Annotated in this window: 25 protein-coding genes; 11 read left to right on the top strand and 14 right to left on the bottom strand. The window is 66.7% G+C overall.

The genetic code is table 11. The features are described 5' to 3' along the window. Positions 1-11 precede the first annotated feature (11 nt). Together AC1ROK_RS01150 and AC1ROK_RS01145 are read right to left on the bottom strand one after the other, a co-directional pair. On the bottom strand, positions 12-761 hold the full coding sequence (locus AC1ROK_RS01150; protein ID WP_492843001.1) for an outer membrane protein: 750 nt from the start codon (positions 759-761) through the stop codon (positions 12-14). Between the two features lie 196 nt (positions 762-957). Further along, positions 958-2088 (bottom strand): helix-turn-helix transcriptional regulator, encoded by a 1131-nt coding sequence (locus tag AC1ROK_RS01145; protein ID WP_492842999.1) that lies wholly within the window; start codon positions 2086-2088, stop codon positions 958-960. Between the two features lie 180 nt (positions 2089-2268). Between AC1ROK_RS01145 and AC1ROK_RS01140 the strand changes: the two genes are divergently transcribed. Next, positions 2269-2697, top strand: coding sequence for a hypothetical protein (locus tag AC1ROK_RS01140; RefSeq protein ID WP_492842997.1), 429 nt, complete (start codon positions 2269-2271; stop codon positions 2695-2697). A gap of 105 nt (positions 2698-2802) precedes the next feature. Here the strand turns inward: AC1ROK_RS01140 and AC1ROK_RS01135 are convergent, their stop codons facing one another. The 3 genes from AC1ROK_RS01135 to AC1ROK_RS01125 form a co-directional block, all read right to left on the bottom strand. Continuing rightward, positions 2803-3588: an orotidine 5'-phosphate decarboxylase / HUMPS family protein gene (locus AC1ROK_RS01135; protein WP_492842996.1), complete on the bottom strand. Its 786-nt coding sequence runs from the start codon at positions 3586-3588 to the stop codon at positions 2803-2805. 26 nt (positions 3589-3614) lie between these two features. Beyond that, complete coding sequence (locus AC1ROK_RS01130; protein WP_492842994.1) at positions 3615-4949, bottom strand: MFS transporter; 1335 nt, start codon at positions 4947-4949, stop codon at positions 3615-3617. Between the two features lie 171 nt (positions 4950-5120). Then, on the bottom strand, positions 5121-6026 hold the full coding sequence (locus AC1ROK_RS01125; RefSeq protein WP_492842992.1) for a LysR family transcriptional regulator: 906 nt from the start codon (positions 6024-6026) through the stop codon (positions 5121-5123). Between the two features lie 91 nt (positions 6027-6117). On the opposite strand from AC1ROK_RS01125, the gene AC1ROK_RS01120 reads away from it, so the two are divergent. Continuing rightward, the gene (locus AC1ROK_RS01120) at positions 6118-6801 is read left to right on the top strand and encodes a type 1 glutamine amidotransferase domain-containing protein (RefSeq protein WP_492842990.1); all 684 of its coding nucleotides are present in this window, start codon (positions 6118-6120) and stop codon (positions 6799-6801) included. Between the two features lie 37 nt (positions 6802-6838). Here the strand turns inward: AC1ROK_RS01120 and AC1ROK_RS01115 are convergent, their stop codons facing one another. Both AC1ROK_RS01115 and AC1ROK_RS01110 read right to left on the bottom strand, forming a co-directional pair. Continuing rightward, positions 6839-7297 carry a carboxymuconolactone decarboxylase family protein gene (locus AC1ROK_RS01115; protein WP_492842988.1) on the bottom strand — a complete coding sequence of 153 codons (459 nt, stop codon included), beginning with the start codon at positions 7295-7297 and terminating at the stop codon, positions 6839-6841. 107 nt (positions 7298-7404) lie between these two features. Beyond that, entirely contained in the window at positions 7405-7872 is a 468-nt protein-coding gene (locus AC1ROK_RS01110) for a carboxymuconolactone decarboxylase family protein (RefSeq protein WP_492842986.1), read from the bottom strand. Positions 7873-7982: 110 nt separating this feature from the next. Between AC1ROK_RS01110 and AC1ROK_RS01105 the strand changes: the two genes are divergently transcribed. Continuing rightward, positions 7983-8849, top strand: a complete 867-nt coding sequence (locus tag AC1ROK_RS01105) for a sigma-70 family RNA polymerase sigma factor (protein WP_492842984.1) — start codon at positions 7983-7985, stop codon at positions 8847-8849. Positions 8850-8852: 3 nt separating this feature from the next. Here the strand turns inward: AC1ROK_RS01105 and AC1ROK_RS01100 are convergent, their stop codons facing one another. Next, positions 8853-9419 (bottom strand): TetR/AcrR family transcriptional regulator, encoded by a 567-nt coding sequence (locus AC1ROK_RS01100; protein WP_492842982.1) that lies wholly within the window; start codon positions 9417-9419, stop codon positions 8853-8855. 147 nt (positions 9420-9566) lie between these two features. Between AC1ROK_RS01100 and AC1ROK_RS01095 the strand changes: the two genes are divergently transcribed. Then, entirely contained in the window at positions 9567-10994 is a 1428-nt protein-coding gene (locus AC1ROK_RS01095; RefSeq protein WP_492842980.1) for an MFS transporter, read from the top strand. A gap of 17 nt (positions 10995-11011) precedes the next feature. Here AC1ROK_RS01095 and AC1ROK_RS01090 read toward each other — a convergent pair whose 3' ends face one another. After that, the gene (locus tag AC1ROK_RS01090; protein ID WP_492842978.1) at positions 11012-11530 is read right to left on the bottom strand and encodes a hypothetical protein; all 519 of its coding nucleotides are present in this window, start codon (positions 11528-11530) and stop codon (positions 11012-11014) included. Between the two features lie 129 nt (positions 11531-11659). Further along, the gene (locus tag AC1ROK_RS01085; protein ID WP_492842977.1) at positions 11660-12832 is read right to left on the bottom strand and encodes a helix-turn-helix transcriptional regulator; all 1173 of its coding nucleotides are present in this window, start codon (positions 12830-12832) and stop codon (positions 11660-11662) included. A gap of 87 nt (positions 12833-12919) precedes the next feature. Between AC1ROK_RS01085 and AC1ROK_RS01080 the strand changes: the two genes are divergently transcribed. Beyond that, positions 12920-13738: an alpha/beta fold hydrolase gene (locus tag AC1ROK_RS01080; protein WP_492842976.1), complete on the top strand. Its 819-nt coding sequence runs from the start codon at positions 12920-12922 to the stop codon at positions 13736-13738. 83 nt (positions 13739-13821) lie between these two features. After that, positions 13822-14172 carry a RidA family protein gene (locus AC1ROK_RS01075; protein ID WP_492842974.1) on the top strand — a complete coding sequence of 117 codons (351 nt, stop codon included), beginning with the start codon at positions 13822-13824 and terminating at the stop codon, positions 14170-14172. A 146-nt stretch (positions 14173-14318) separates the two neighbouring features. On the opposite strand, the gene AC1ROK_RS01070 is transcribed toward AC1ROK_RS01075, so the two are convergent. Next, a complete protein-coding gene (locus AC1ROK_RS01070) occupies positions 14319-14660 on the bottom strand; it encodes a DUF2934 domain-containing protein (RefSeq protein WP_492842972.1) in 342 nt (113 codons plus the stop codon). Between the two features lie 221 nt (positions 14661-14881). Here AC1ROK_RS01070 and AC1ROK_RS01065 point away from each other — a divergent pair, with 221 nt between their 5' ends. Both AC1ROK_RS01065 and AC1ROK_RS01060 read left to right on the top strand, forming a co-directional pair. Beyond that, positions 14882-16246 (top strand): FAD-containing oxidoreductase, encoded by a 1365-nt coding sequence (locus AC1ROK_RS01065; RefSeq protein ID WP_492842970.1) that lies wholly within the window; start codon positions 14882-14884, stop codon positions 16244-16246. Positions 16247-16338: 92 nt separating this feature from the next. Then, the gene (locus AC1ROK_RS01060) at positions 16339-16665 is read left to right on the top strand and encodes a hypothetical protein (protein ID WP_492842968.1); all 327 of its coding nucleotides are present in this window, start codon (positions 16339-16341) and stop codon (positions 16663-16665) included. A gap of 77 nt (positions 16666-16742) precedes the next feature. Here the strand turns inward: AC1ROK_RS01060 and AC1ROK_RS01055 are convergent, their stop codons facing one another. Genes AC1ROK_RS01055 through AC1ROK_RS01045 form a run of 3 tightly spaced genes read right to left on the bottom strand, consistent with a single transcriptional unit; the run spans position 16743 to position 18770 of the window. Next, positions 16743-17378, bottom strand: coding sequence for a hypothetical protein (locus AC1ROK_RS01055; protein WP_492842966.1), 636 nt, complete (start codon positions 17376-17378; stop codon positions 16743-16745). Then, positions 17375-17998 carry a hypothetical protein gene (locus AC1ROK_RS01050; RefSeq protein ID WP_492842964.1) on the bottom strand — a complete coding sequence of 208 codons (624 nt, stop codon included), beginning with the start codon at positions 17996-17998 and terminating at the stop codon, positions 17375-17377. The genes AC1ROK_RS01055 and AC1ROK_RS01050 overlap by 4 nt, the downstream gene beginning before the upstream one ends. Continuing rightward, complete coding sequence (locus AC1ROK_RS01045) at positions 17985-18770, bottom strand: hypothetical protein (RefSeq protein WP_492842962.1); 786 nt, start codon at positions 18768-18770, stop codon at positions 17985-17987. The genes AC1ROK_RS01050 and AC1ROK_RS01045 overlap by 14 nt, the downstream gene beginning before the upstream one ends. A gap of 222 nt (positions 18771-18992) precedes the next feature. Here AC1ROK_RS01045 and AC1ROK_RS01040 point away from each other — a divergent pair, with 222 nt between their 5' ends. The 3 genes from AC1ROK_RS01040 (at position 18993) to AC1ROK_RS01030 (ending at position 22105) form a co-directional block, all read left to right on the top strand. Then, positions 18993-20240 (top strand): DUF3422 family protein, encoded by a 1248-nt coding sequence (locus tag AC1ROK_RS01040; protein ID WP_492842960.1) that lies wholly within the window; start codon positions 18993-18995, stop codon positions 20238-20240. Positions 20241-20475: 235 nt separating this feature from the next. Continuing rightward, positions 20476-20907 (top strand): c-type cytochrome, encoded by a 432-nt coding sequence (locus AC1ROK_RS01035; RefSeq protein WP_492842958.1) that lies wholly within the window; start codon positions 20476-20478, stop codon positions 20905-20907. Between the two features lie 148 nt (positions 20908-21055). Next, positions 21056-22105 carry a LysR family transcriptional regulator gene (locus AC1ROK_RS01030; RefSeq protein ID WP_492842957.1) on the top strand — a complete coding sequence of 350 codons (1050 nt, stop codon included), beginning with the start codon at positions 21056-21058 and terminating at the stop codon, positions 22103-22105. Positions 22106-22128 lie beyond the last annotated feature (23 nt).

Raw genomic sequence — 22128 nt, 5'->3', positions numbered from 1 at the left:
GGTCTCCGGCTCTAGAAGTGGTAGTTGATGCCGGCCTTGAGGGTGTGGATGCCGATCGGGCCCTGGGAGGCTTCAGCTTCGCCGAGCCCGATGCCGTTTGAGAGGAGCGTCAACTCCTGGGCCGGCAGGCTCAGGTAGTTGTATTCGGCGCCGACCGAAATGCTGTCGGTCACCAGCACTTCCGCGCCAACGCCGATGCTGCCGCCGAAGAGCAGGCCGGCTGTACTGGCTGAGGCTGGGAGTTCTACGCTGTTCTCGGGCTCGTCCCCATCGACGACAGTTAACAGGCTTGTTGCGTCAGTGGTGCCATAGGCTACAGCGACGCCGGCCTTGCCGTAGAGCAGCCAGTTGTCGGCGGCGACGCCGAGGCGCCCCTCGAATGTGGCGATGGCGTTGGTTTCGAAGACCGATGAGAACGTCTGCTCGAGGCTGCTCAGCGGGTCCTCCCCGTCGTCGAAGTGGATGTTCGACGTGCTGGTGCGGGTGAACGATCCGAGGGTCAGGGCACTTTCGACGCCCATGACGAAGCCGCCATGCTGGTAGTTCCAGCCGCCGCGGACCCCGCCGAGAAAACTGTCGACGCCGTCGAATGTCTCCTCGACCGTGGCGAACTGCAGTTCGCCGTTTTCACCTTCGGCGAACGGCAAGAGGCTTGAGGACGATGTCGCCGGCAGCTTGTCGATGCCATACCCACCATAGACGCCGGCGTAAAAGCCGCTCCAATCGGTGGGGGTGGCGTCCTGCGCCAGGCTGGGGAGCACCAGGCAGCTGCTTACGAGGAGTGCCAGAACCATCGGTGTCGCGTATCTCAAATGCATGTCGAGCCCCATGAGCCATCAGAAAATCATGTGGTGAGACATGCGGGAGGCAGACCGGTCGCCGCATCGTTCATATGAATGAATTTCGCCGGCGTCGGGACCTGCGAGGGCCCGGCTGTGGCGCGGCCGCTACAGGTCGCTAGCGGCCGACCGGCAGGATGCCGAGCAGCAGTGAGACCAGTTGGCTCTGCTGGCTGGTATGGGTCTTGCGGAAAACCTGCGCCAGGTGGGTGCGGGCGGTCGGCATCGAAATGAAGCGCTCCTCGGCAGCTTGTTGCAGGGTGCTGCCGGAGGCGAGGGCGGCTGCCAGCGCCGCCTCCCTGGCCGTGAGGCCGAACAGGGCGCGCATCTGCTGCTCGAAGCCGGGCTGCAGGCGAGAACCGAGATGCCGGATGAAGATCGCCGTGGCCCGCGCCACCGGCAGGCCGAGGGTGCTGGCATCGCGCATCGGCACGACGCTCAGTGCTGCCGCGGGCAGGCCGGTCTCGGGATCGGAGACCAGCATGTCGCCGCCCTGGCCGGTGATCCCCAGCCCGTCGCGGCAGGCAGCGGCGATCAGGCGGCGCAGCTGGTCGCGTTCGGGGGTGGCGTGGGCGTGCAGTTTCCTGTGGCGGGCATCGAGCCCGCAATGCGGGTCCTGCAGGTAGCGCTCGGCGGCGGGGTTGGCGGCAAGCAGCCGGCCGTGCGCGTCGACCACGAGGAAGCCGATCTGCAGGGCTTCGCTGGCGTCCAACCGGTCGGCGAGCCGCAATGCACCGACCCGGGTGCGGAGCTTGGCCGCGTGCTGCAACGCTGGCATCAGCTGTCGGATGAACAGCACTGCATCACTGTCGAACACCGCCTGCGTGCCGCCACGCATCAGGGTCAGGTGAGCACTGATATCGCCCTCGCGGAACACGATGACGTTGATCGAACTGTGCTGCCCCTGTGGGCGGAACCACTCGTTGAAGAAGATGCTGCGCTCGAACTCGGCCCGCGACAGTACCGACTGGTCAGTGAAGATGTCGCCGGCCGGCGCGCTGATCACCCGCCCGACCAGCGGATTGGCCAGTTCGGGATCGAAGATCGCTGCCGCATATTCCGGCGTGCACTCCGCCGCCAGCATGCTCTGCGCGCCGCTCGCCGCGTCGAAGAAACCATAGGCGCCGTGCGAGCCGTTGAGGTGGATCTTCAGGTCTTCGATGAGACCAGCCCATTGGCTGTCGTCGTAGACCGTTTCGTAAATCCGGTCGGCAAGACCGGCAATATCGTCCGAACCAAATTGCTTCATGCCTCACCGTGATCAGAGGCTAACCGGCATAGAGATGAGCATGCAAAGGTCGTTATGACAACTCACAGTTTGCGGGGACCAGTTTGGCGGGGCCGGCAGAAGTGAGCGCAATTTCATCGGTATGAATGATGTGCATGGGGCCGGACTTCCGCATGGTTGGAAAAACCAGGAGATTCACTCGTGTCACGCATCTCGATCTTTGGTCATGGCGGGCAGCTCATTGCAGCGGCCATTATCCTCGGCAGCGCGGCGATCGCTTCGCCCGTCGCCGCGCAGTCCTCGGGCGCCGAGCAGACCTGTCGCCCTGCGTTGGGCGAGGGTTTTTCCGTCAGCACGGGCGCGCCGGACCGGCGCTGCTGCATGGTGCTCGAGGAGCAAGACTGGTACCGCGCCAACAATGTGACCGGTGGCCGGGTGTACCTGCGGGCCGATGCCCTGAAGGTGCGGCCGAAGGGATGCTCGGCGGCCGAACTCGCGGCGCTTGGCGCGGGTCCGGGATCGACCGGCCCAGATAGCCCGGATGTGCCGAAGAAGAAGCCATACGTCCAGCCCCAGTCGCTGCTCTACGGCATGTCTGAAGGCAATCCGAAGCCGCACGTTTACTACTGAGCACTTCGAGCCGGATCCGGCGGGACCTTTCAGCCTCAGCGAGTGCCGCAGCATCCCACCAGGCTTCCGCTTGCGCGGGAATGACGCCGGTTCCTGAAAAGCGCTCTACTGCGCAGCGCCGACCTTCGAGACGCCGGCGATGAAGGCGGCGATGTGCTCGCGAATCTCAGCGGGCGGGTTGCCGTAGCGGGCCTCGGCGTCCGGCAGGCCGAGATTGCCGCTGATGACGAAGGCACGGAGGCCGGCCTTGGCGAGCGCGATCGCCTGCTCGAGGTAAAGGCCGCCGACCACCTGCACCGAGGCTACGGCGCCGACACGATGGTGCACGGCGCCGACCACGTCGGCGAGGTAGCTCGAGTGGAACAGGCTCGGGTCGGCGCGGCGGGCGTCGAGCTGCAGGTGGGCGCCGATGCCGTCGACGCCGGCGTCGAGCATGCGCAGCGCCACCTCGATGGCGGTGTCGGCCGGGCCCTGATGCGGCAGGAGGATATCGGCGAACACCAGGCGCGGCAGTTCGGGGTTGGCGCGGCGGTACTCGTCGCGCACGCCGCAGATGCCCTTGGCGCTCGGCACGCCGGCAATGGCGAGGAAATCGATGATGTTGCCACCGCCTTCGAACACAGAGCGGGCCTCGAAGCTGCCGCCATCCATGGTCTTCATGTCGGCGAGCAGCAGGGCATCGGGAAAGCGGGCGCGGAAGGCGGGAACGACGTGCTTGACGCCCTCGGTCTTCAGTAGCGGGGTGCCCATTTCGATGAGATCAACGCCGGCGGCGAGGGCGGCCTCGGCCACCGTGAGCCCGAGCGGCAGGCTGTCGGTATCGACCGAGATCTGGAAACTGAACTCAGTCTTCAGGCGGTCAATGACGCGAGTGGAGGCGGGCGTGGACATGGGCTGACGGTTCCTCTGGGCGCCGGCTACTGGGCCGGCGCGGGTTCGGGTTCGCCCTCGCTGGGGCGGGCGTAGGCGGCGGACAGCTGGCGATAGTATTTCGAGCGGAAGGCGATGATGGTGATCGCGACGCCGAACAGGCCGGCGAGGGTAAAGACCAGGGCAATGCCGCGGGCCGGACCGGTGCCGAACCAGCCGCCGATCAGATCGGCGCCCAGCCCGACGGTCATGAACGGGATGAAGACGAACTCGGCGAGCGGGCCGATGAGGAAGGCGGTCAGCGGCGAGGCGGACTGCTCGACCGACTGGGCGAAGCCGAAGACGCGGCCCTGCCGCTCTGGTGGCACCACCTTCTGCAGCGTGGTGTGTTCGGCGGCCTCGGCATAGGGGCCAAGCAGCATCCAGACGAACATGCCTCCCGCCAGCAGCCAGATCGAGGACTGGATGGTGAAGATGCAGCACACCGCCCAGGTGATCAGGTTGACCAGTAGCAGGGTGCGGAGCGGCTTCTTGCCCAGCCCGGTCCTGGCGATGACGAGGCCCGAAATGATGAAGGCGGTGGAGAGCACGCCGAACAACAGGCCCCAGACTTCGACCGACACCAGCGACAGGCCATAGGCATCGAGCAGCGCCATGAAGATGCCGCCGAGGAAGTTGTTGAGCGCGGCGAAAAGGATCAGCGCGAACAGGCCCGGTACGGCGCCGATCACCTTGATGGTGCCCTTGAGGTCGATCCGCTTCGGCTCGGCCGGGGTTTCGGGATCAGGCGCGGCGCGGCCTTCGTCGATCTTGACCAAGCTCAGGTGGGCAAAGGCCAGAGCGGTCGTCAGCAGCGCCAGGACCATCACCGCCAACATGCCGCCCCAGGCGACGAGGAAGCCCGAGATCACCGAGGTGGTGAGAAAGCCGATGCCGCTGACCATGCCGACGAGGCCGTTGGCCTTGTCGCGGCGATCCTCGGGGATCAGCGCGGTGACGAGGGTAGGCAGCGCGATCGAGCGGATATTGCCGGCGATGACCCCGAGCATGACCAGGAAGACGAAGATCCAGAGGAAGGCGTTGTAGGGGTTGGTGAAACTCTCCGGGGGCGAGAGCAGCAGCACCGCCAGCGCCAGGGCGTAGAAGATCGCCGAAACGACGCTCGAGCCGAGCATCGCCAGTTTCTTGGAATTGTGATCGACGATCGAGCCAAACCAGATGCCGAAGGCGGCGGTGAACACCAGATAGACGCCGGCGATCATGCCCGTGGCGAACACCGAATGGGTTTCGAGATAGACCCAGAAGGTCAGCGCGAACCACACGGTGAAGTTCGTGATGTTGGCAACGAGGGTGTTGCCGAGGACCTGGTGGAAGGGACTCATGGGGGAATCCGGCAGTTGGGAGTGAATGGGTAACGCATATCGGCGCCAACGAAAACCGCCGCCGGAGCGAGGTGGTTGCTTGGACGGGCGTGCGCAAGCCCTGCCACGTCGCAATGGTGATCACCTGGAGATGACCTCGTAACAGCGGCTCGAAACCCTGCCGGCGCGCAGCTAGGCGCCCGTCCAGGTGGCCGCGGCTTTGCCGAGCAGATCGATGGCCAGCGAGACGCGCGGGTGGCGGCTCGATCTGCCGGTGGCGAGCCAGACGGTGTTGGTGACCGGAGTGGCGGGACGCCACAGCTCGACGAGCTTGCCCATGGCGATGGCGCGGTCGCACAGATAATCGGGCAGCACGCTGATGCCGGCGCCTGCGACGACCATCGTGCGGACGGCGCGGAGGTCCGGGGCGGTGGAGGTTTCCGGCGGGGCGAGGTCGCGCTCGAGGCCGGTGCGAAAGAAGCGGCGGATCATCGGCAGGTCGGCAGCGTAGGCCACCCAGGGTGCGGCCTGCAGCGTCGCGGCGATCGTCTGGGCGGACGTGGCTGGCGGGATCAGGTCGCGGTAGCCCGGTGCGCCGACCAGCAGGAAGCGCTCGGTAAACAGCTGCTGGTAGGCGATGGCGGGGCGGGGGATGCGCTGCGCTGCGATCACCAGCTCGAGGTCGCCGCGTTCGAGCTGACCGATGAGATCGCGAGCGAGGCCGAAGCGGGCATGCACGGCGATGTGCCGGCCGGCGAGGGGGGCGAGGGCGGCGAGGCCGCGCTCGGTCATGAACTCGGCCGGGCCGCCAATGGTGACGGTGCCGGCGAGCTCGCTGCCGCGCGTGGCGACGCTATCGAGCGCCGTCTCAAGCGCATCGATGTGGTTGCCGATACGGGCAGCCAGGGCATCGGCGCTGGCGGTCGGCACAATGCCGCGGCCGGCCCGCTCGAATAGCGGCCGGCCGAGCCGGGCTTCGAGCGCCTTGAGATGGCCGGTGACCGCAGGCTGGGTCAGGCCGAGGCTGCGGGCAGCTGCAGTGACCGAGGCGAGGCGGTGAACAGCGACGAAGCTGCGCAGGTGATCGAGATAACTCATAAGAAATCTTATCACTCAGGCAAGAACATGCAATTTCCCAATGTGATGGCGAGACCCCAGATAGCGGGCAGTTGAAACAGCGGAGGCTCAGATGCCCAATCGTTCCATCCTTATCGTCACCACTTCGCACGACCGCATCGGCAGCACCGGCAAGCCGACCGGCGTGTGGCTGGAAGAACTGGCAACGCCCTATTATGCGTTCCGCGATGCCGGGGCCGAGGTGACCATTGCCTCGATCAAGGGCGGCCAGGTGCCGGTCGATCCGTCGAGCATTGGCGGCGAGTTGCCGCAGAGCGTCACGCGTTTCCTCGCCGATCCCGAGGCGCAGGGGGCCGTGGCGGCGACGCCGGCGATCGATGCAATCGATGTCGCGAGCTATGACGCAGTGTTCCTGCCGGGTGGGCATGGCACGGTGTGGGACCTGCCGGGCAGCGCGGCCCTGGCCAAGGGGCTGAGCGCCGCCTATGCGGCGGGCAAGGTGGTGTCGGCGGTGTGCCACGGGCCGGCCGGGCTGGTGGCGGTCACCGATCCCTCGGGCGCGCCGCTGGTTCAGGGCAAGCGCGTCGCGGGGTTCACCGACAGCGAGGAAGTGGCGGCCGGGCTCGACAAGACGGTGCCGTTCCTGCTCGAGAGCCGGCTCAGGCAGCTCGGCGGACGCTACGAGAAGGGCGCCGACTTCCAGCCTTTCGCGGTGGCCGACGGGCGGCTGGTGACCGGGCAGAACCCGGCCTCGTCCGGCCTAGTGGCCAAGCTCGTGCTCGAGGCGTTGAGCTGAAAGCGGCGGCGGTGGCGATCAGCATCGCCTCCGCCCCTCATCGAGCCGGGTCGAAGACCTGGCCAGTGGCGACGTGGAGCCGATTCCACAGGTTGACGAGGCCGAGCGACAGGATCATCGCGGCGAGTACCGGCTCGTCGTAGTGGCGGCGGGCCTCGTTCCAGACCTCGTCGGGCACCGGGTCGGCCCGGTCGTCGAGGCGGGTCACGGCTTCGGTGAGCGCCAGCGCGGCGCGCTCGGGCTCGCTGAACCACGGCGTGTTGCGCCACGAGGCGACCGAGATGATGCGATCCTCCGAGGTCTCACCGGCGGCGCGGGCGAGACGCGGGTGGAGGTTGACGTTGTTGCCGTCGCCGTTGATCTGGCTGGCGCGCAGATGCATCAACTCGAGCAGGGCGAGCGGCAGGCCGGGGACGGATTTGCTGGTCTTGCCGAGGGCGACGAGGCTGTCCATGGCGCCGGGAACGGCGAAGGCGGGGTGGGCGATGCGGGGCATCTTTGCTCTCCTGAGGGAATGACGACTGAGGGTCTGGCTGCCCCCTCCACCACGCGTTGCGTGGTCCCCCCCGCCACGCGGGGGAGGATCAAGAGGGGCTTCGCCGCTCAGGCGGCGGCTTTCCAGGCGCCGGCGATCTGGCGGGTGGCGGCGTTGAGGCGGTTCCAGACGTTGATCATGCCGATCGAGAGGACCAGGGAAGCGAGGGCCGCTTCGTCGAAATGCGCGCGGGCTTCGTCCCAGATGGCGTCGGGCACCGGGTCGGCGCGGTCGCTGAGCCGGGTGACGGCTTCGGTCAGCGCCAGAGCGGCACGTTCGGCGGGAGTGAACCACGAGGTTTCGCGCCACGCCGAGACGGCGATGATGCGGCGATCGGTGTCGCCGAGCTTCTTCAGATCGGCCGCGTGCATATCGACGCAGACGCTGCAGCCGTTGATCTGGCTGGCGCGCAGGTGCACGAGGGCATGCAGCTGATGCGAGACGGCGGGGTTGGCCTGGGCGGCCTGGCTGATGGCCTGCAGGGCCGACATGGCGCCGGGGACGGCGAAGGCGGGGTTGGTCATACGCGATTGCATTTGTTGTGCTCCGGTTTTTGGTGCTGACGGAGGGTTTTCGGCCGGGTCTGTCACACCGGGCCGATCTCGTTCGTCAGTGCTATGACGGAGCGCGATCGAGGAATGTGACGATGGACGACGAGAAAATCCTGGCCAGCCGGTTCGAGGCGGATCGCGGGCACCTGAGGCGCGTGGCCTACCGGATGCTCGGCTCGGCGACGGAGGCCGAAGATGCCGTGCAGGAAGCCTGGCTGCGGCTCAGCCGGTCGGACGCCAGCACGGTCGGCAACCTCTCGGGCTGGCTGACCACGGTGGTGGCGCGGGTGTGCCTCGATATGCTGCGGGCGCGGAAATCGTGCCGCGAGGAACCGCTGGAGCAGCCCGCGGCGGAGGCGATGGCCGATGCCGACGATCCGGAGCGCACGCTGGATATGGCCGACTCGCTGGGGGTGGCGTTGCTGGTGGTGCTGGAGACGCTGCCGCCGCCGGAGCGGGTGGCGTTCGTGCTGCACGACATGTTCGACCTGCCGTTCGAGGAGATCGCACCGATCGTCGGGCGCTCCACCGATGCGGCGCGGCAGCTGGCGAGCCGGGCGCGGCGGCGGGTGAAGGGCGGCGGTGACAGTTTCGAGCCGAGCCGGGAGCGACACCGCACGGTGGTGGAGGCGTACCTCAGGGCATCGCGAAGCGGCGACCTCGCGGCCCTGTTGGCGGTGCTCGACCCCGAGGTGGTGCTGCGTGCCGACGCGATGGCGGTTCCGGCAGGAGTGGCGCTGGTGGCGCGAGGCGCCGAGGTGGTGGCGCGTCGGGCGCTCGCCGGTTTCATGCCGGAAGCCCAACTGGCGCTGGTCGATGGCGAGGTGGCCGTGGTGGTGCTGCGCGGCGGCGCGCCGTTCCGCGTGCTGCGCTTCACGGTCAGCGGCGAGCGGGTGACGGAGATCGAAGTGCTGGCCGATACCGACCGGCTGGCCGGGCTCGAGGTGACGACGCCCGCTTGAGGCTCAGCCGGTCCGCTTCAGGCCATCGAGGGCGATGGCGAGGATACGGTCGCGCTGCTCGTCGGTGGTGGAACCGATGCCGGCAATGCCGGCGACGAGGCGGACGACATCGTCGATGGCGACATCGGGGCGGACGGCCCCGGCGGCCTGGGCGCGGCTGAGCAACGGCCCGCCGGCTTCGTAGAGGCCGAGGCGGCAGGCCTTGAAGGTATTGCTGTCGCGATTGAGCCCTTCGACCAGCACGCGCTTGGTGCCGACATAGGTGACGAAGCGGCGGAGCCAGGCGAGCAGCGCCTCCCACGGCTCGAGGTGGCCGACCTCGCCGGCGGCGTTGCATACCGCCTGCACCTCCTCGAGGTAGACGCTTTCGACCAGCGTCTCGCGGGTGGGGAAGTTGCGGTAGAGCGTGGCGATCCCGACATCGGCGCGGCGCGCAATCTCCTCGAGCGGCGCCTCGGTGCCCATTTCGGCAAAGCTCTGACGCGCCGCGGCGATCAGGCTGTCATAGTTCCGCCGGGCATCGGCGCGGCTCGGACGCCGCTGCACCAGTTCCGCGAGAGTTGTCGTCATAGCACTTTCTTTCGGCGCGCTATTGCCAGCACAGATTGATTCCGGTAAACGGAGGAACCCTCCACTTATATGGAGGCATCCTCCAGTACATAGCCAATCGCAACGGACAATCCAAGCCGGAACTGCCGTTTGCGGGTCAGGATCAGTATGTCCAACGTTCCATCTAAGCCCAAATCCACGTCGCCGAGCCTCACCTTCCTGGTGCTGGCGGTCGGCGCTGCCTCGTTTGCGATGCTGCAATCGCTGCTGGCGCCGGTACTGCCGACGCTGCAGAGCGAACTCAATACCAGCCAGAGCGCCGTCTCCTGGGTGCTGATCGCCTGGCTGCTGTCGGCTGCGGTGGCGACGCCGATCCTCGGCAAGGTCGGCGACATGATCGGCAAGGCGAAGACGCTGGTGCTGGCGCTAGCGGCAATCGGGCTCGGCAGTCTGATCGCAGGGCTGGCGCCCAGCATCGAGCTGGTGATCGCCGGACGGATCGTCCAGGGATTGGGCGGAGCGATCGTGCCGCTGTCGTTCGGCATCATCCGCGACGAGTTCCCGCCGGCGCGGGTGCCTTCGGCAGTGGGGATTCTCTCGGCAGTGATCGCGGTCGGGAGCGGGGTGGGCACCATTCTCGCCGGGCCGATCGTCGAGCTGTTCGGCTGGCACGGGCTGTTCTGGGTGCCGCTCGCCGTGGTGGCGGTAACGGCGACGCTGGCGCAGTTCTTCGTGCCGGAATCGCCGGTCAAGGCTGGCGGCACGATCAACTGGCTCGCGGCATCGCTGCTCGCCGCCTGGCTGATCGCGCTGCTGTTGCCACTGAGCCTCGGGACGCGCTGGGGCTGGAGCTCGCCGGCCGTGATCGGGCTGTTTGCCGCAGCGATGGTGCTGGCGGCGGCCTGGGTGACGGTCGAGCTGCGCTCGTCCAATCCGGTGATCGACATGAAGATGATGCGGCTACCGGCGGTGTGGACCAGCAACCTCGTGGCATTGCTGTTCGGCGCGGCGATGTTCGCGGTGTGGGTGTTCCTGCCGCAGCTGATCCAGGTGCCGAGCTCGGCCGGCTACGGCTTTGGCGCGACGGTGAGCGAGGCCGGCTGGGTGATGCTGCCGATGCTGGTTTCGATGGCGGTGGCCGGGGTGTTCAGCGGCCGGCTGGCGCCGGTGGTGCCGTTCAAGCTGCAGCTCGCCGGCGCTTCGGCGGTGATCGCGCTCTCCTGCGTGGCGCTGGCGCTGTTGCACGCCAGCATCTGGGAGGTGGCGCTGATCAGCGGGGTCTACGGTATCGGGCTGGGCCTAGCCTATGCAGCGCTGACCAGCGTGATCGTGCAGAGCGTGCCGGCCAGCCAGACCGGCACGGCGATCGGCATGAACGCCAATATCCGCACCATCGGCGGGGCGATCGGCACCGCGGTGATGACGGCGGTGGTGACCGCGCAGCATACCGCCGACGGCGTGCCGGCGGAGGCGGGGTTCGTCACCGGCTTCCTGCTGTTCGCCGGCGTGGCGGCGCTCGCCATGGTGGTATCGCTGCTGATCCCCGGGGCCCGGCGGCAAGTGACGGCAGCAGCGGCGCCGATGCCGGCCGAGTGAGACGCAAGGCCTCGGCGCTACTTGATGACGGTGAAGCCAAGCTTGAGCTTGTCGTTCATTTCGAGGGTGATCGGCGCCATCTCGTTGCTGGCGGTCGAGACCCAGAGTTTGGCGATCGGCAGCGGATAGCCCATGTGGCCGATGAACCAGGCGACGGTACCATTGGCGAGGTGATCTTCCACCACCCAGTCGGCGAGCTGCTTGTAGGCGCTGTGCACGGTAAGGCGGGCGTCGACGGTGAGGTAGCGCTCGCTGCCGGCGAGGAAGATGATGGTGCAGACCGAGTGGCAGGCGTCGGTGACCATGGTGTCGAGGCGGTGCTCATAGACATGCCTGGCGATGGCGAGGCCATCGTCGGCGGAGCCGCCCTCCGAACGCAGCCAGACGCCGGTCGTCGACGGGTGCCGCTTGAGCAGCCTGACGAACTTCCACCAGTCGCCGACCTCGATGTCGCCGGAGAGCTCCAGGTAGGACTGCCGGCCCTCGGGTCTGTCGACATCGATGATCGAGAGTTGCGCGGGGAGCGCGGCTCCCATGGGGATCGACAGCGCCGTAAGAAGGGAGAGAAGGAGGGCCGGCAGGGGTTGCATGGTCTCGTTGCGCCCGAATGGACAACGCCATAGCAGCAGATGGGGCGGCGGCCCGCATGACGCAGATGCGCTACCTCAGTGGCGTGGGTCGAGGTTCGCCACCAGCGCGACGAGAGCCGACTGTCGCTGCACGCCGGCCTTTTCGAGCACACTGCGCATCTGGTTGCGGGCGGTGTGAAAGCTGACACCGCGCCGCTCGGAGAAGCTGCGCACCGAGCCGCCCTCGAGCAGATGCTGACAAAGCGCCGTCTCCGCAGGAGACCAGCCATAGCGTTCGGCGGCGCCTGCCAGCGCGTCCCCCAGCGGTGAAGCGGAGCGCCGCAGCAGCAGGATGGCGGTCGGCAGGCCGTCGAGCAGCAGGAGCAAAGGCGGCTTGACCGGCGTCTCATCGGAAACGAACGGGAAGAGCTCAGCCACAAGCGGCGTGGTCCCGGTCCGGATGGTAATCGGGACGCCCGGCCTCGTGGTTCCGTGGATGATCGCGGCCAGCGCGGCCTCGATTGCCTGCTGCGCCGATTGATCGGGCAGCGCGAGGCGACCGTCAGCGGTTGCGACGGCTGTCGTGTTCTCCAGCAGCCGTTCCGCCGCGGCGTTGGCGAAGGTGATGCGACCGGTGGAATCGAGCAGCAGGACCGCCTCGGGTACCAGCTGCAGGGCATCGCGATAGTGCTGGCCGATGCGGGCGCCGGCGAGGCGGCGCGACAGCTCGAACGAAGCCTGGACGTGCGGGCCGATGGCCTCGAGCAGGCCGAGCAATCGGGCCTCCATGCGCTCGAGATCGCGGAAGCGGATATTGCAGGAAAGGCGCAGGAAGCGATCTCGATCGCGGAACAGCGTAACGCCGGCGCCGGTGCCGATATCCTCCTGCGGCCGGATCCAGTCATTGTAGAACTCGGTCCGCTTCAGGACGCCCGGCTCCAGGAGGATCTGCGAATGGATCACCGCTCCGACCGGGACGCGCGCCGCCCGGGTGTTCCAGGGGTTGCGCGCGGCGAAATGCTGCAGATACGAGGAATGATGATCCGGACTGTAATTGTGGGTCAGGAAACCGAGATTGACGTTGCGGGTCGTGTCGTGCCCATGCAACGCGATCCAGGATCTACCGATCAGGGTCGAAAGATCGCCGAGAACCTCCGACCATCTGGCGCGATCGAGGCCGGCGGAATAGACGCGGTGAACCAGCGCTCCATAGTGTTCTTCGGCGATGTCGAGCAACGGGATGTCCTGTCCCTTCAGCGTGACTGTCATTTCCGACAATCGACTATTTGATTTGCCGGTCAAGTGCAGTATTCGAATCGACCTGCTGCGAGCTGGCAGATTCTCCGGAGTTGATGCATGAATGTTGCACGGATCAAGACAAAGGCCGGCATCCTGGAGACTGTAGATGCAGGTTCGGGTGAACCGGCAGTGCTGTTGCTGCACGGAAACTCGGGGCACAAGGAGGTGTTCGTCCGGCAGGTCGAGGAATTGTCGCCGCGCTATCGGGTCGTGGCGCCTGACCTGCTCGGGCACGGCCGATCGGAAAACGCCGCCGACCCGGACCACGACTATACGCTTGGCGGACACGCCCAGTACCTGGCCGAACTGGTCGCAGCCATGGGGATCGGGCCGGTCGTGGTGGTCGGCACCTCGCTGGGCGGTCACATTGCGCTGGAGCTGGCGGCGCAGCTCTCCGACGCCCGCGGCCTGATGCTGGTCGGTGCTCCACCCTTTGCCAAGACCACTGACAGCATGGCCGGCGCCTGGCTGCCCGGCCCGGCCGTCGAACTGTCGGGCAAGGCGGAGCTGAATGAAGCCGATGTCGAGAGGTTCGTTGCGGCGCATGCGATCGACAGTGCCGAACTCGCCGAAGGGTTGCGCAGGGCGATCCGGCGCAGCGACGGGCACAGCCGCACCACCGTGGTGGGGGCGCTGCTTTCGGAACAGGCGGCTGATCAGCGCGAGCTGGTGCGGAACTGCGACATCCCGATTGCCGTAGTGAACGGTGGCGACGACAGTGCCGTCAACCTCGCGTTCATCGAGGCGGCGCCCTATCGCCAGCTGTGGCGCGGCCAGTCGTTCCGCATCGCCGGCGCAGGACACATGCCGCAGGCCAGCCACCCCCGTGCGTTCAATGACCTGCTGATGGCGTTCGTTCGCGACTGCGCCGGTTGAGGGCGGAATAGGGCGGAAGTTCTGCTTTCTCCTCGCTGGCGGAGCCGCTACAGAGGCTCCGCCATTCATTTGAGGAGCATCCGATGAGCATCACCCGTTACCAGCCCGGCAAGCGCATGAGCCAGGCCGTGGTCCACGGCAACACCGTCTATCTCGCCGGGCAGGTGGCGACCGACTACAACGGCACGATCGAGAAGCAGACCGGCGAAGTGCTGGCGGCAATCGACAAGCTGCTGGCCGAGGCGGGCACCAGCAAGTCCAAGGTGCTGTTCTGCCAGGTGATCCTCAACAATATCGGCGACTTCGCGGCGATGAACACCGTCTATGACGCCTGGATCGACCCGGCCAACCCGCCGGCCCGCGCGGCAATCGAGGCGCGCCTGGCGCACCCGTCGCTGAAGGTCGAGATCATCGCCGTGGCGGCGAAGGACTGAACTCCGGCCTCATCCTCCCCCGCGACGCGGGGGAGGATCGCCGAGCGATCCGTGCCATCCCCGCGAAAGCAGGGGATCTCCGTTCAGGAGTCTGCACCGCAACCGGGGGTTCCCGCTGTCGCGGCAATGACCCGGTGGCCGAACCGCTACTTTGCCTTCTTGGCCGGTACCGCCGCCCTTGGCTTTGTGGCCGCCTTCTTTGCCGGCTTCGCTTCCGCTTTCGCCTTTACGGGCTTGGCCTCTTTCGGCGGTTTCGACTGCACCGCGGCCGGGATGGCGCCGGGGCTCCTGCCTTTGCTCGCCTTGGCGACGCCGTTGGCGGTGGCCTTGGCGAAGGCTTTGGTGGCTTCCTGATGCGCCAGCGTCCAGTAGTGGTCGTGCTTGCCGTCGGGGCGGCCGTCGGCCTCCCACATGTAATAGGCGCGCTGGCGGATGGCGTCCTCGCTGACCATCGCGGCGGAGTCGGCTGGTTTCGATTTGGCGGGCAATTGTCATTCCCCCGAGCCATGGGGCGCGACCGGGATGGCGCGCCAACCCTATTGCAACGTCACGAGCCTAGCAGCGCCGGGACCCGAGGCGAAGGGCCATCGCTGCAAGTGAGCTATGAACGACGCTCGCGCCGGCGCAGTTCCCAGTGCCCGACTCGGGCGGCTTCCGAGATCGCTGGCGGGCAGCTAAGGTCCGGCGCCCGAGTTGCGGAGTTTCAGTCATGAGCCGATCGTTCGATGCCATCGTCATTGGGGGTGGGCAGGCTGGACCGTTCCTCGCGGCGCGGCTGGCGGGCGCCGGGCAGACGGTGGCGCTGATCGAGCGACGGCATATGGGCGGTACCTGCGTCAATGACGGGTGCCAGCCGACCAAGACGCTGGTGGCGAGCGCGCGGGTGGCGTGGCTGGCGCGGCGGGCGCGGGATTTCGGCGTCGTGACCGGACCGGTGAGCGTCGACATGGCGGCGGTGAAGGCGCGCAAGGACAAGGTGGTGCTCGCCTCGCGCCGGGGGCTCGACGACTGGATGGACGCAACCGAGAACCTGACGGTGTTTCGCGGCTCGGCGGCGTTCGTCTCGCCCAATGCCGTCGAGGTGGACGGCGAGGTACTGGAGGGCAGGCAATTTTTCCTCAATACCGGGGCGCGGCCGGTGGTGCCGGATTGGGCGGCGGGTGTGCCCTATCTCACCAATACCTCGATCCTCGAGCTCGATACGCTGCCAAGACACCTGCTGGTTGCCGGCGGCTCTTATATCGCGCTCGAGTTTGCCCAGATGTACCGCCGGTTCGGGGCCGAGGTGACGGTGCTGGCGCGCAGTTCGCGGCTCACGGCGAAGGAGGACGAGGACGTCTCGGCGACCATCCGGGACATTCTCGAAGCCGAGGGGATTCGGGTGATCACCGATGCCAGCTGCATGGCGGCGGAGCGGCGCGGCGACGGGGTGGCGGTCAGCTATCGCGGCGGCAGCGAGACCGTGGAAGGCAGCCACCTGCTGCTGGCGCTGGGCCGGGTGCCCAATATCGAGGATCTCCAGCTGGAAAAGGCGGGTGTCGCGCTCGATGGCGACGGCTATATCGCGGTCGACGATAAGCTCCGCACCAACCAGCCGCATATCTATGCGCTGGGCGACGTGAATGGGCGCGGGGCCTTCACCCATACCTCGTACAACGACTTCGAGATCGTCTCGCAGAACCTGCTCGACGGCGCCGACCGCAAGGTGAGCGAGCGGGTGCCGGCCTATGCGCTCTATATCGATCCGCCACTGGGACGTGCGGGCATGAGTGAGGCCGAAGTCCGCAAGTCCGGACGCCCGGCGCTGGTGGCGGTGCGGCCGATGACGCGGGTGAGCCGGGCCAACGAACGGGCGGAAAACCTTGGCTTCATGAAGGTGTTCGCCGATGCCGGGACGCGGCAGATCCTCGGCGTAGCGCTGCTGGGGATCGAGGGCGACGAGGTGATGCAGTCGCTGCTCGAGGCGATGGCGGCAGGCGTCGATGTCGACACCATCATCCGCACCATGCATGTGCATCCGACGGTGAGCGAGCTGGTGCCGACATTGCTGGCGGACCTCAAACCACTGGTCTAGGTCGGTCTACCGAATTGTCGCGCGCCGCCATCTGGCGATCAAATTCGGCGCGCCAAATTGACTCCTGAACGACCCGAATCAATGGTGGGGGCATGGGAGAGGCAGCACTCAGCGATACGGTGATCTCGTTCCGCCTCAAGCGGGCGGAAGAGTTCGCGCGGCAGTGGAAAATCAACGCCAAGCGGCTGCAGAGCCTCGCCAACAACCCGCAGACGCCGGATTCGGTGCGTGCCGATGCGCTGGGCGAAGCCCGGACGGCGGCGGGGATCGTCGGGCAACGGGCGACCGACCTCACCGAACTCGCCAAGCAGCGTGGGTTCTCGGCTTGGGAGTCGGACCCCAGGGTGGCGCCGCTGGTTGTGGAAATCCGGGCGGTCGAGCATGCGCTGAGCTATGCGGCGGATGCGCTGAGCAAGTAGCAGTCGGAGCGCTTGGCGCCCCTCTCCCCAGAGGGGCGAGGGGGCGCCCTGGCGCCGGCCGTGCCACTAACTGCCTGTTACCGGCTCATCTGAATCACAGCGGCCTTGTCGGGGAGGTCGACTGGGGGCATTTCCGAGAAGCTGAGGGCGCCGGGGTCGCCGATGGTTTCGGCGCCTTCGCCGCCGCCGCTGGCCTGGCGGTCGGCGTTGCCGTCGGTGTTGATGGCGCCCTGGCCCTGCTGCTGGGCGGTCTGGGCGGCGTTGGTTTGTTCGTTGCCGGTAGCGGCAAATTGGCCGAGCACCTTGCCGCCGCCTTCGATCTGCTGCTGGGCTGAGGCGACTTCGGTGGCGACCTCCACCTTGTACGGCACCTGGAAGGCGCGCGGCGGGCCGATGACGATCTGGCGATCGTCGACTTCCTCGACCCAGAGGTAGATGGCGCCGGGCAGGTTGCTGAGCTTGTCGGGCTCGACGATGCGGGTGGCGAGGAGGCCGAAACGCTTGGGCATGGCGCCCGAACTGGCCCAGCCGACGAGCCCGGTCATGGTGAAATAGAGAACGATCACTCCCCCGAGCGTCACGACGATGGCTCCGGCCTTGATCCACCACTTCCACAGCGAGGTGAGGTTGAGGCTCAATAGGAGCAGCGCCAGGACGAGGAACAGCGCGACGGCGCCGGCAATCGCCAGCGGGACTTGCACCAGCGGGCTCATTTGCGCACCGCCTGGATCAGCGAGACCGGCACGGTGTTGATGCCGCTGACGGTGCCGTCCTTGTCGAGGCTGAAGCGGACGACGGTCTTCTCGTCGCCTTTGTGATCGAGGACCAGCGTGTCGTAATAGACCACCGACAGCTTGGGATTGATCTTTTCGACCTTCACCGTCACCGGCACGGCACCGGCGCTGGGGTTGGTGAAGTGGTAGACGTTGATGGCGTAATCGCCCGGCAGGATGCCGCGGATGGTTACCGTCTCCTGGTTCAGCGCGATGTGGTGGGTGACGCCGTTGACGGTGACTTCGTCGAGATAGTTGCCGCGATCGTCGCGATCGAGGGTGACGAAGCCCTTCTGCATCGAATGGTACCAGACGACGTTGCCGGTCGGGTCCTGCACATAGGTGTCGATGTCGTCGTCGTTGTCGTCGGGCCAGGTGGTGGTGATGATGAACTCGGCATTGGTGTCGATAATGCCCGATTTGGCATCCGGCCGGATCAGCGCGAAGGCGACGAACACCATCATGGTGAAGCCGAGCAGCACGTTGAACAGGATGTCGGTAAACGGGACAAACGTACCGTCGTCGCCCTCGGCGCCGGTGAAGAGGCTAGGCCCGTCCATCGTGGCTCCGCTCGATCGCCGGGACGACGTAGATCTCGGAGACTTCGGCGATACCAGAGAACAGCTCGCCGATGGCGGCATCGAGCTGGAAGTACTGGAACTTGAGGATCAGCGCGGTGGCGATGCCGGCGACGGTGACGTTGAGCGCCACGGCCATGCCGCCGGTCATCCCACTGAGTGCGCCGCGCAAAGTATCGGCCTCGAACGAAGTTAGGGCGGCAATCGGGATCAGCATCAGGATGAAGCCGATGGCGGTGCCGAGCAGCGCCAGCCGCAGCAGCCCTTCGGAGACGAAGAGGCCGAGCTTTTCGCGGGCCCGCAATCTATCGGCGACCGAGCGCAGCAGCAGCGTCTGGTCGAGCTGGCCCTTGCCGCGGATCTCGGCCTTCCTGACGAGGTTACCGACATGGGTGGTCAGGACGCCCGGCTCGAGCAGGGTGCCGGCGCCGGTCAAGACGTTATTGCCGGCGAGGCGGAAGCCCGAGCTGCTCTGAGCTTCGATCACGGCGCGGGCGCGGCGGGCGGCGATCAGCTCGCGGCTGATATCGATCGCCTGCACCAGGCAATGGAGGCTGGTGACGACGAAGATGGCGAAGATCAGCAGCGAAATGCGGGTGTGGTCGGAGGCGAGCACCGAGCCGAGGAAGCCGAGCTGCCACAGCGTCACGAGGCCAATCGCCACCAGCACGTTGACGATCAGCCAGCGCAGCACCGGATTGTAGTCACGCCTCTCGATGGGCGGTCCGATGACCGCCGCCTTTACGTCGTCCAAGACCCGTTCCTCCAGACCCGGTCGGGCTCGCCTCGTCCGGGACGGGGAGCGCAATGCTTCAGGTTGCTGCCACCGCTAGCATGGCAGGCCAATCGCCTCTGCCTATGCATCGCATTGGAAATGCCAACGTGCCGGCTACTAAAGCGCGCCGCGACAAAGTGACGATTGCTGCGCGGCGCGGCTGCGTTCACGCTGTGGCCGATACTTGAGAGGTGGCGGGCAGTGACGGAGTGGCGTGAGCATAGCTATCGGCGGCTGATCGATGCGGAGACGCATGCGCGGCCGGTGCTGGGGATGACCCCGCCGGTCCGCATCCGGCGGCTGGCGTTCATGAGCGCCGATGGCGGCAATGACCTGAGGGCGCTGCACGAGAAGATGGCGGTGGTGGCGGGTGTCCTGCCGGAAGGGCCGGCCTGGGCGCGGCAACTGGCCTTCAGCCGCGACGGGCGGCAGGTGACGTGGGAACTGCACAACGAGTTCGCCACCATGACCTGGAGCGGGGCGGCGGACGATTGGGACGCCAAGCCACAGGGGATCGGCCTCGAGCTGCACGAGAAGCTGCTGCTGGTGTTCGCCACCCGCATCGACGTGATGCCCACCGCAACGATCGAGACGGCGGCGCTCGCCGGGTTCAATCCGCTCAGCCTCTGCTATTCGTCGATCTTCGATGATGGGGCGCAGGCGGCGACCGATTTCCATCTCGATGCCGACGGGTTCACCCGCTTCGAGGTGGCGGCGGGGCACAGCGGCGAACTCAGGATCGGGGTGATCGTCAGGCGGCTGCTCGAGATCGAGACCTATCGGACGATGGCGTTGATCGGGTTGCCGCTGGCGCGCGAGATGGGCGGGCGGGTCGCGACCTATGAGAGCCAGCTGGCGGCGATCATGCAGCAGGTGGGGCAGGGCGGCGATACCGCCGAGGACCATCAGCTGTCGCTCGAGGCGCTGCACAAGCTCAGTGTCGATATCAGCCGCACGGTGGAGGAAACGAGCTTCCGCTTCGCCGCGACGCAGGCCTATGGCGAGGTGCTGGCGGAGCGGCTGACGCGGCTGCGCGAACACGCCATCGGCGAGTTCACCACCATCGAGCGCTTCCTCAACAACCGGGTGCAGCCGGCGCTTGCCACCTGCAAGGCTATGGAGAAGCGGCTGAGCGGCCTGACCGAGAAGGTGCGGCGCTCGATCTCACTGCTCGACGCGCGGATCACGCTGTCGATCCAGACGCAAAACCGCTCGGTGCTCGATGCGATCAGCCAGACCGGCCGCAGCCAGTACCGACTGCAGCTGACGGTGGAAGGGCTGTCGATCATCGCCATCTCGTATTACGCGCTGGGAATCCTGGGCTATATCTTCGAGGGCCTGCACGAGGTGCTGCCGTTCACCAAGGGCGAGATGCTGGCGGTGTCGGCGCCGGTGGTGGTGCTGCTGGTGTTTCTGGGGATCCGGAGGCTGCGGCGCCGGCATTCCTGAGCTGCCCTTCGATCCGGCCATGACCAGCAGCGTCATTCCCGCGAAGGCGGGGAACTCAGCAAGCTGGAGGCCAAGCAAACCGCATGCCACCGGGACTGGCAGTGGCCGCGGCGGCCGGCACACTCCGGCCCCTGCGACGTGCAGTCGCTTGACTTGCAACCTTTGTGACCGCCAGAGATTGCCCCATGTGAGTAAGGCCCCGTCGCGCAGGCGGCGGCTGTTTGGAGGAATGCGAATGAAAGTCCTGGCTCTTGGTTTGGTGATGTCGGCCCTGCTTACGGGTTCGGCCTTTGCCGAAGGCGATGCGGCGGCCGGCGCCAATGTGTTCAAGAAATGCGCGTCCTGCCACGCGGTGGGCGAAGGCGCCAAGAACAAGGTGGGGCCGGAGCTCAACGAGCTGTTCGGCCGCGTCGCCGGCACCGCCCCCGATTTCAAGTACTCCCAGGCGATGATCGATGCGGGCGCCGGTGGCCTCGTGTGGTCGTCCGAGACGCTGCACCACTTCCTCACCAAGCCCAAGGACTTCGTGAAGGGTACCAAAATGAGCTTCCCGGGGCTCAAGGAGCAGGCCGACATCGACAATATCGTGGCCTACCTGCAGACCTTCTCGACCGCGCCGGCCGCTGTTGCGGCGCCGGCCGAGCCGGCTGCGCCCGCGGCGCAGTAAGTCGAATCTGACAGCGTTATCAACGCCCTCTCCGGAAACGGGGAGGGCGTTTCTGCGTACCCCGCAAATGGGGGGTATGCGACCTTATATTGCCTTATCGAATGTGTCGTATTGTGCTGACATAGGGGCCTACCATTCCAGGGCCACAATGGACATCACCCTCAAGCAGATGCAGATCTTCCGCGCCGTGGTGATCGCAGGATCGATCACCAAAGCGTCGCGGCGCGTCGGGCTGAGCCAGCCTTCGATCAGCCAGCAGCTGGCCAAGCTCGAGGAGCGGCTGGGCACGCAGCTGATCAATCGCAACCGCACCGGAACGGTCAGCCTGACGCCGTCGGGCGAGTACTGGTTCAAGTTCTCCGACGAGGTGCTCAGGAAGTTCGACCAGGCGATCGACGAGCATGAGAAGCGCTATGTCGACAGCCGGGTGTTCCTGAGGATCGGGCTCAGCCCGACGCTGCGCGGGCGGTTCCTGTCGGCGGCGGCGCGCATCGCCAGCGACGAGCAGGGCTTTGCCAAGTTCGAGGTGAGCTACTCGACCACCAGCAGCGAGCTGGTGGAGCAATTGCGGCTGCACCAGCTCAACTGCGTGATCGTCAATGACGATGCCCTGGCCGAGGACCGCTCGAGCTTTGCCACGGCCTTGCTGTTCCGCGATCCGATGGTGCTGCTGGTGCCGTCGGACCTGCCGGCCGGCATGCTGGAAAAGGCGCTGACCAAGGGGGTGAAGGCGTCGCAGCTCGATGTGTCGCTCACCCGCTATGTCGAGATCAGCGCCAATGTGCCGATGCGTCCGGTGTCGGACGCCTGGTATCGCTCGAACCTGCCCTATGCGACGCCCGCCTTCTCGGCGATGACCTATGTGGCGGCGACCGATATCGTGGCGGAGGGCCTCGCGACGACACATGTGCCGCTGTCGCTGCTGCCGAGCCTGCCCAACTCGGTGCGAGGGCGGCTCAAGGCCTATACGCTTGGCGGCATGGACCGCTCGATCGTCCTCGCCATGCCCAAGCACCTGATGACGCTGCCGGGCTATGCCAATATCTTCAAGCGGCTGACCGACTTCTGCCGCCACGAATATAGCCAGAACGTCCCTGCCGACAGCGTGTTGGAGCTGCCGACGGCGGAGCGGGCGCGGCCGGAGAAGGAACTGGCAGGCGGGCGGGCGACCGCCGGCGTGCAGCAGAATTTCCAATAGATGACATAGGCAAACTCCCCCGC

It is taken from the genome of Devosia sp. GW821-FHT12F11 (assembly GCF_058806655.1).
This window is presented reverse-complemented; position numbering and strand designations above follow the sequence as displayed.

Coding starts and splice junctions, on each gene's coding strand:
- AC1ROK_RS01085 (WP_492842977.1), bottom strand. CDS start 12,832: ATGACAGTCACGCTGAAGGGACAGGACATCCCGTTGCTCGACATCGCC.
- AC1ROK_RS01095 (WP_492842980.1), top strand. CDS start 9,567: ATGTCCAACGTTCCATCTAAGCCCAAATCCACGTCGCCGAGCCTCACC.
- AC1ROK_RS01030 (WP_492842957.1), top strand. CDS start 21,056: ATGGACATCACCCTCAAGCAGATGCAGATCTTCCGCGCCGTGGTGATC.
- AC1ROK_RS01135 (WP_492842996.1), bottom strand. CDS start 3,588: ATGTCCACGCCCGCCTCCACTCGCGTCATTGACCGCCTGAAGACTGAG.
- AC1ROK_RS01130 (WP_492842994.1), bottom strand. CDS start 4,949: ATGAGTCCCTTCCACCAGGTCCTCGGCAACACCCTCGTTGCCAACATC.
- AC1ROK_RS01110 (WP_492842986.1), bottom strand. CDS start 7,872: ATGCAATCGCGTATGACCAACCCCGCCTTCGCCGTCCCCGGCGCCATG.
- AC1ROK_RS01120 (WP_492842990.1), top strand. CDS start 6,118: ATGCCCAATCGTTCCATCCTTATCGTCACCACTTCGCACGACCGCATC.
- AC1ROK_RS01050 (WP_492842964.1), bottom strand. CDS start 17,998: ATGGACGGGCCTAGCCTCTTCACCGGCGCCGAGGGCGACGACGGTACG.
- AC1ROK_RS01145 (WP_492842999.1), bottom strand. CDS start 2,088: ATGAAGCAATTTGGTTCGGACGATATTGCCGGTCTTGCCGACCGGATT.
- AC1ROK_RS01035 (WP_492842958.1), top strand. CDS start 20,476: ATGAAAGTCCTGGCTCTTGGTTTGGTGATGTCGGCCCTGCTTACGGGT.
- AC1ROK_RS01090 (WP_492842978.1), bottom strand. CDS start 11,530: ATGGGAGCCGCGCTCCCCGCGCAACTCTCGATCATCGATGTCGACAGA.
- AC1ROK_RS01055 (WP_492842966.1), bottom strand. CDS start 17,378: ATGAGCCCGCTGGTGCAAGTCCCGCTGGCGATTGCCGGCGCCGTCGCG.
- AC1ROK_RS01075 (WP_492842974.1), top strand. CDS start 13,822: ATGAGCATCACCCGTTACCAGCCCGGCAAGCGCATGAGCCAGGCCGTG.
- AC1ROK_RS01125 (WP_492842992.1), bottom strand. CDS start 6,026: ATGAGTTATCTCGATCACCTGCGCAGCTTCGTCGCTGTTCACCGCCTC.
- AC1ROK_RS01080 (WP_492842976.1), top strand. CDS start 12,920: ATGAATGTTGCACGGATCAAGACAAAGGCCGGCATCCTGGAGACTGTA.
- AC1ROK_RS01065 (WP_492842970.1), top strand. CDS start 14,882: ATGAGCCGATCGTTCGATGCCATCGTCATTGGGGGTGGGCAGGCTGGA.
- AC1ROK_RS01115 (WP_492842988.1), bottom strand. CDS start 7,297: ATGCCCCGCATCGCCCACCCCGCCTTCGCCGTTCCCGGCGCCATGGAC.
- AC1ROK_RS01060 (WP_492842968.1), top strand. CDS start 16,339: ATGGGAGAGGCAGCACTCAGCGATACGGTGATCTCGTTCCGCCTCAAG.
- AC1ROK_RS01105 (WP_492842984.1), top strand. CDS start 7,983: ATGGACGACGAGAAAATCCTGGCCAGCCGGTTCGAGGCGGATCGCGGG.
- AC1ROK_RS01100 (WP_492842982.1), bottom strand. CDS start 9,419: ATGACGACAACTCTCGCGGAACTGGTGCAGCGGCGTCCGAGCCGCGCC.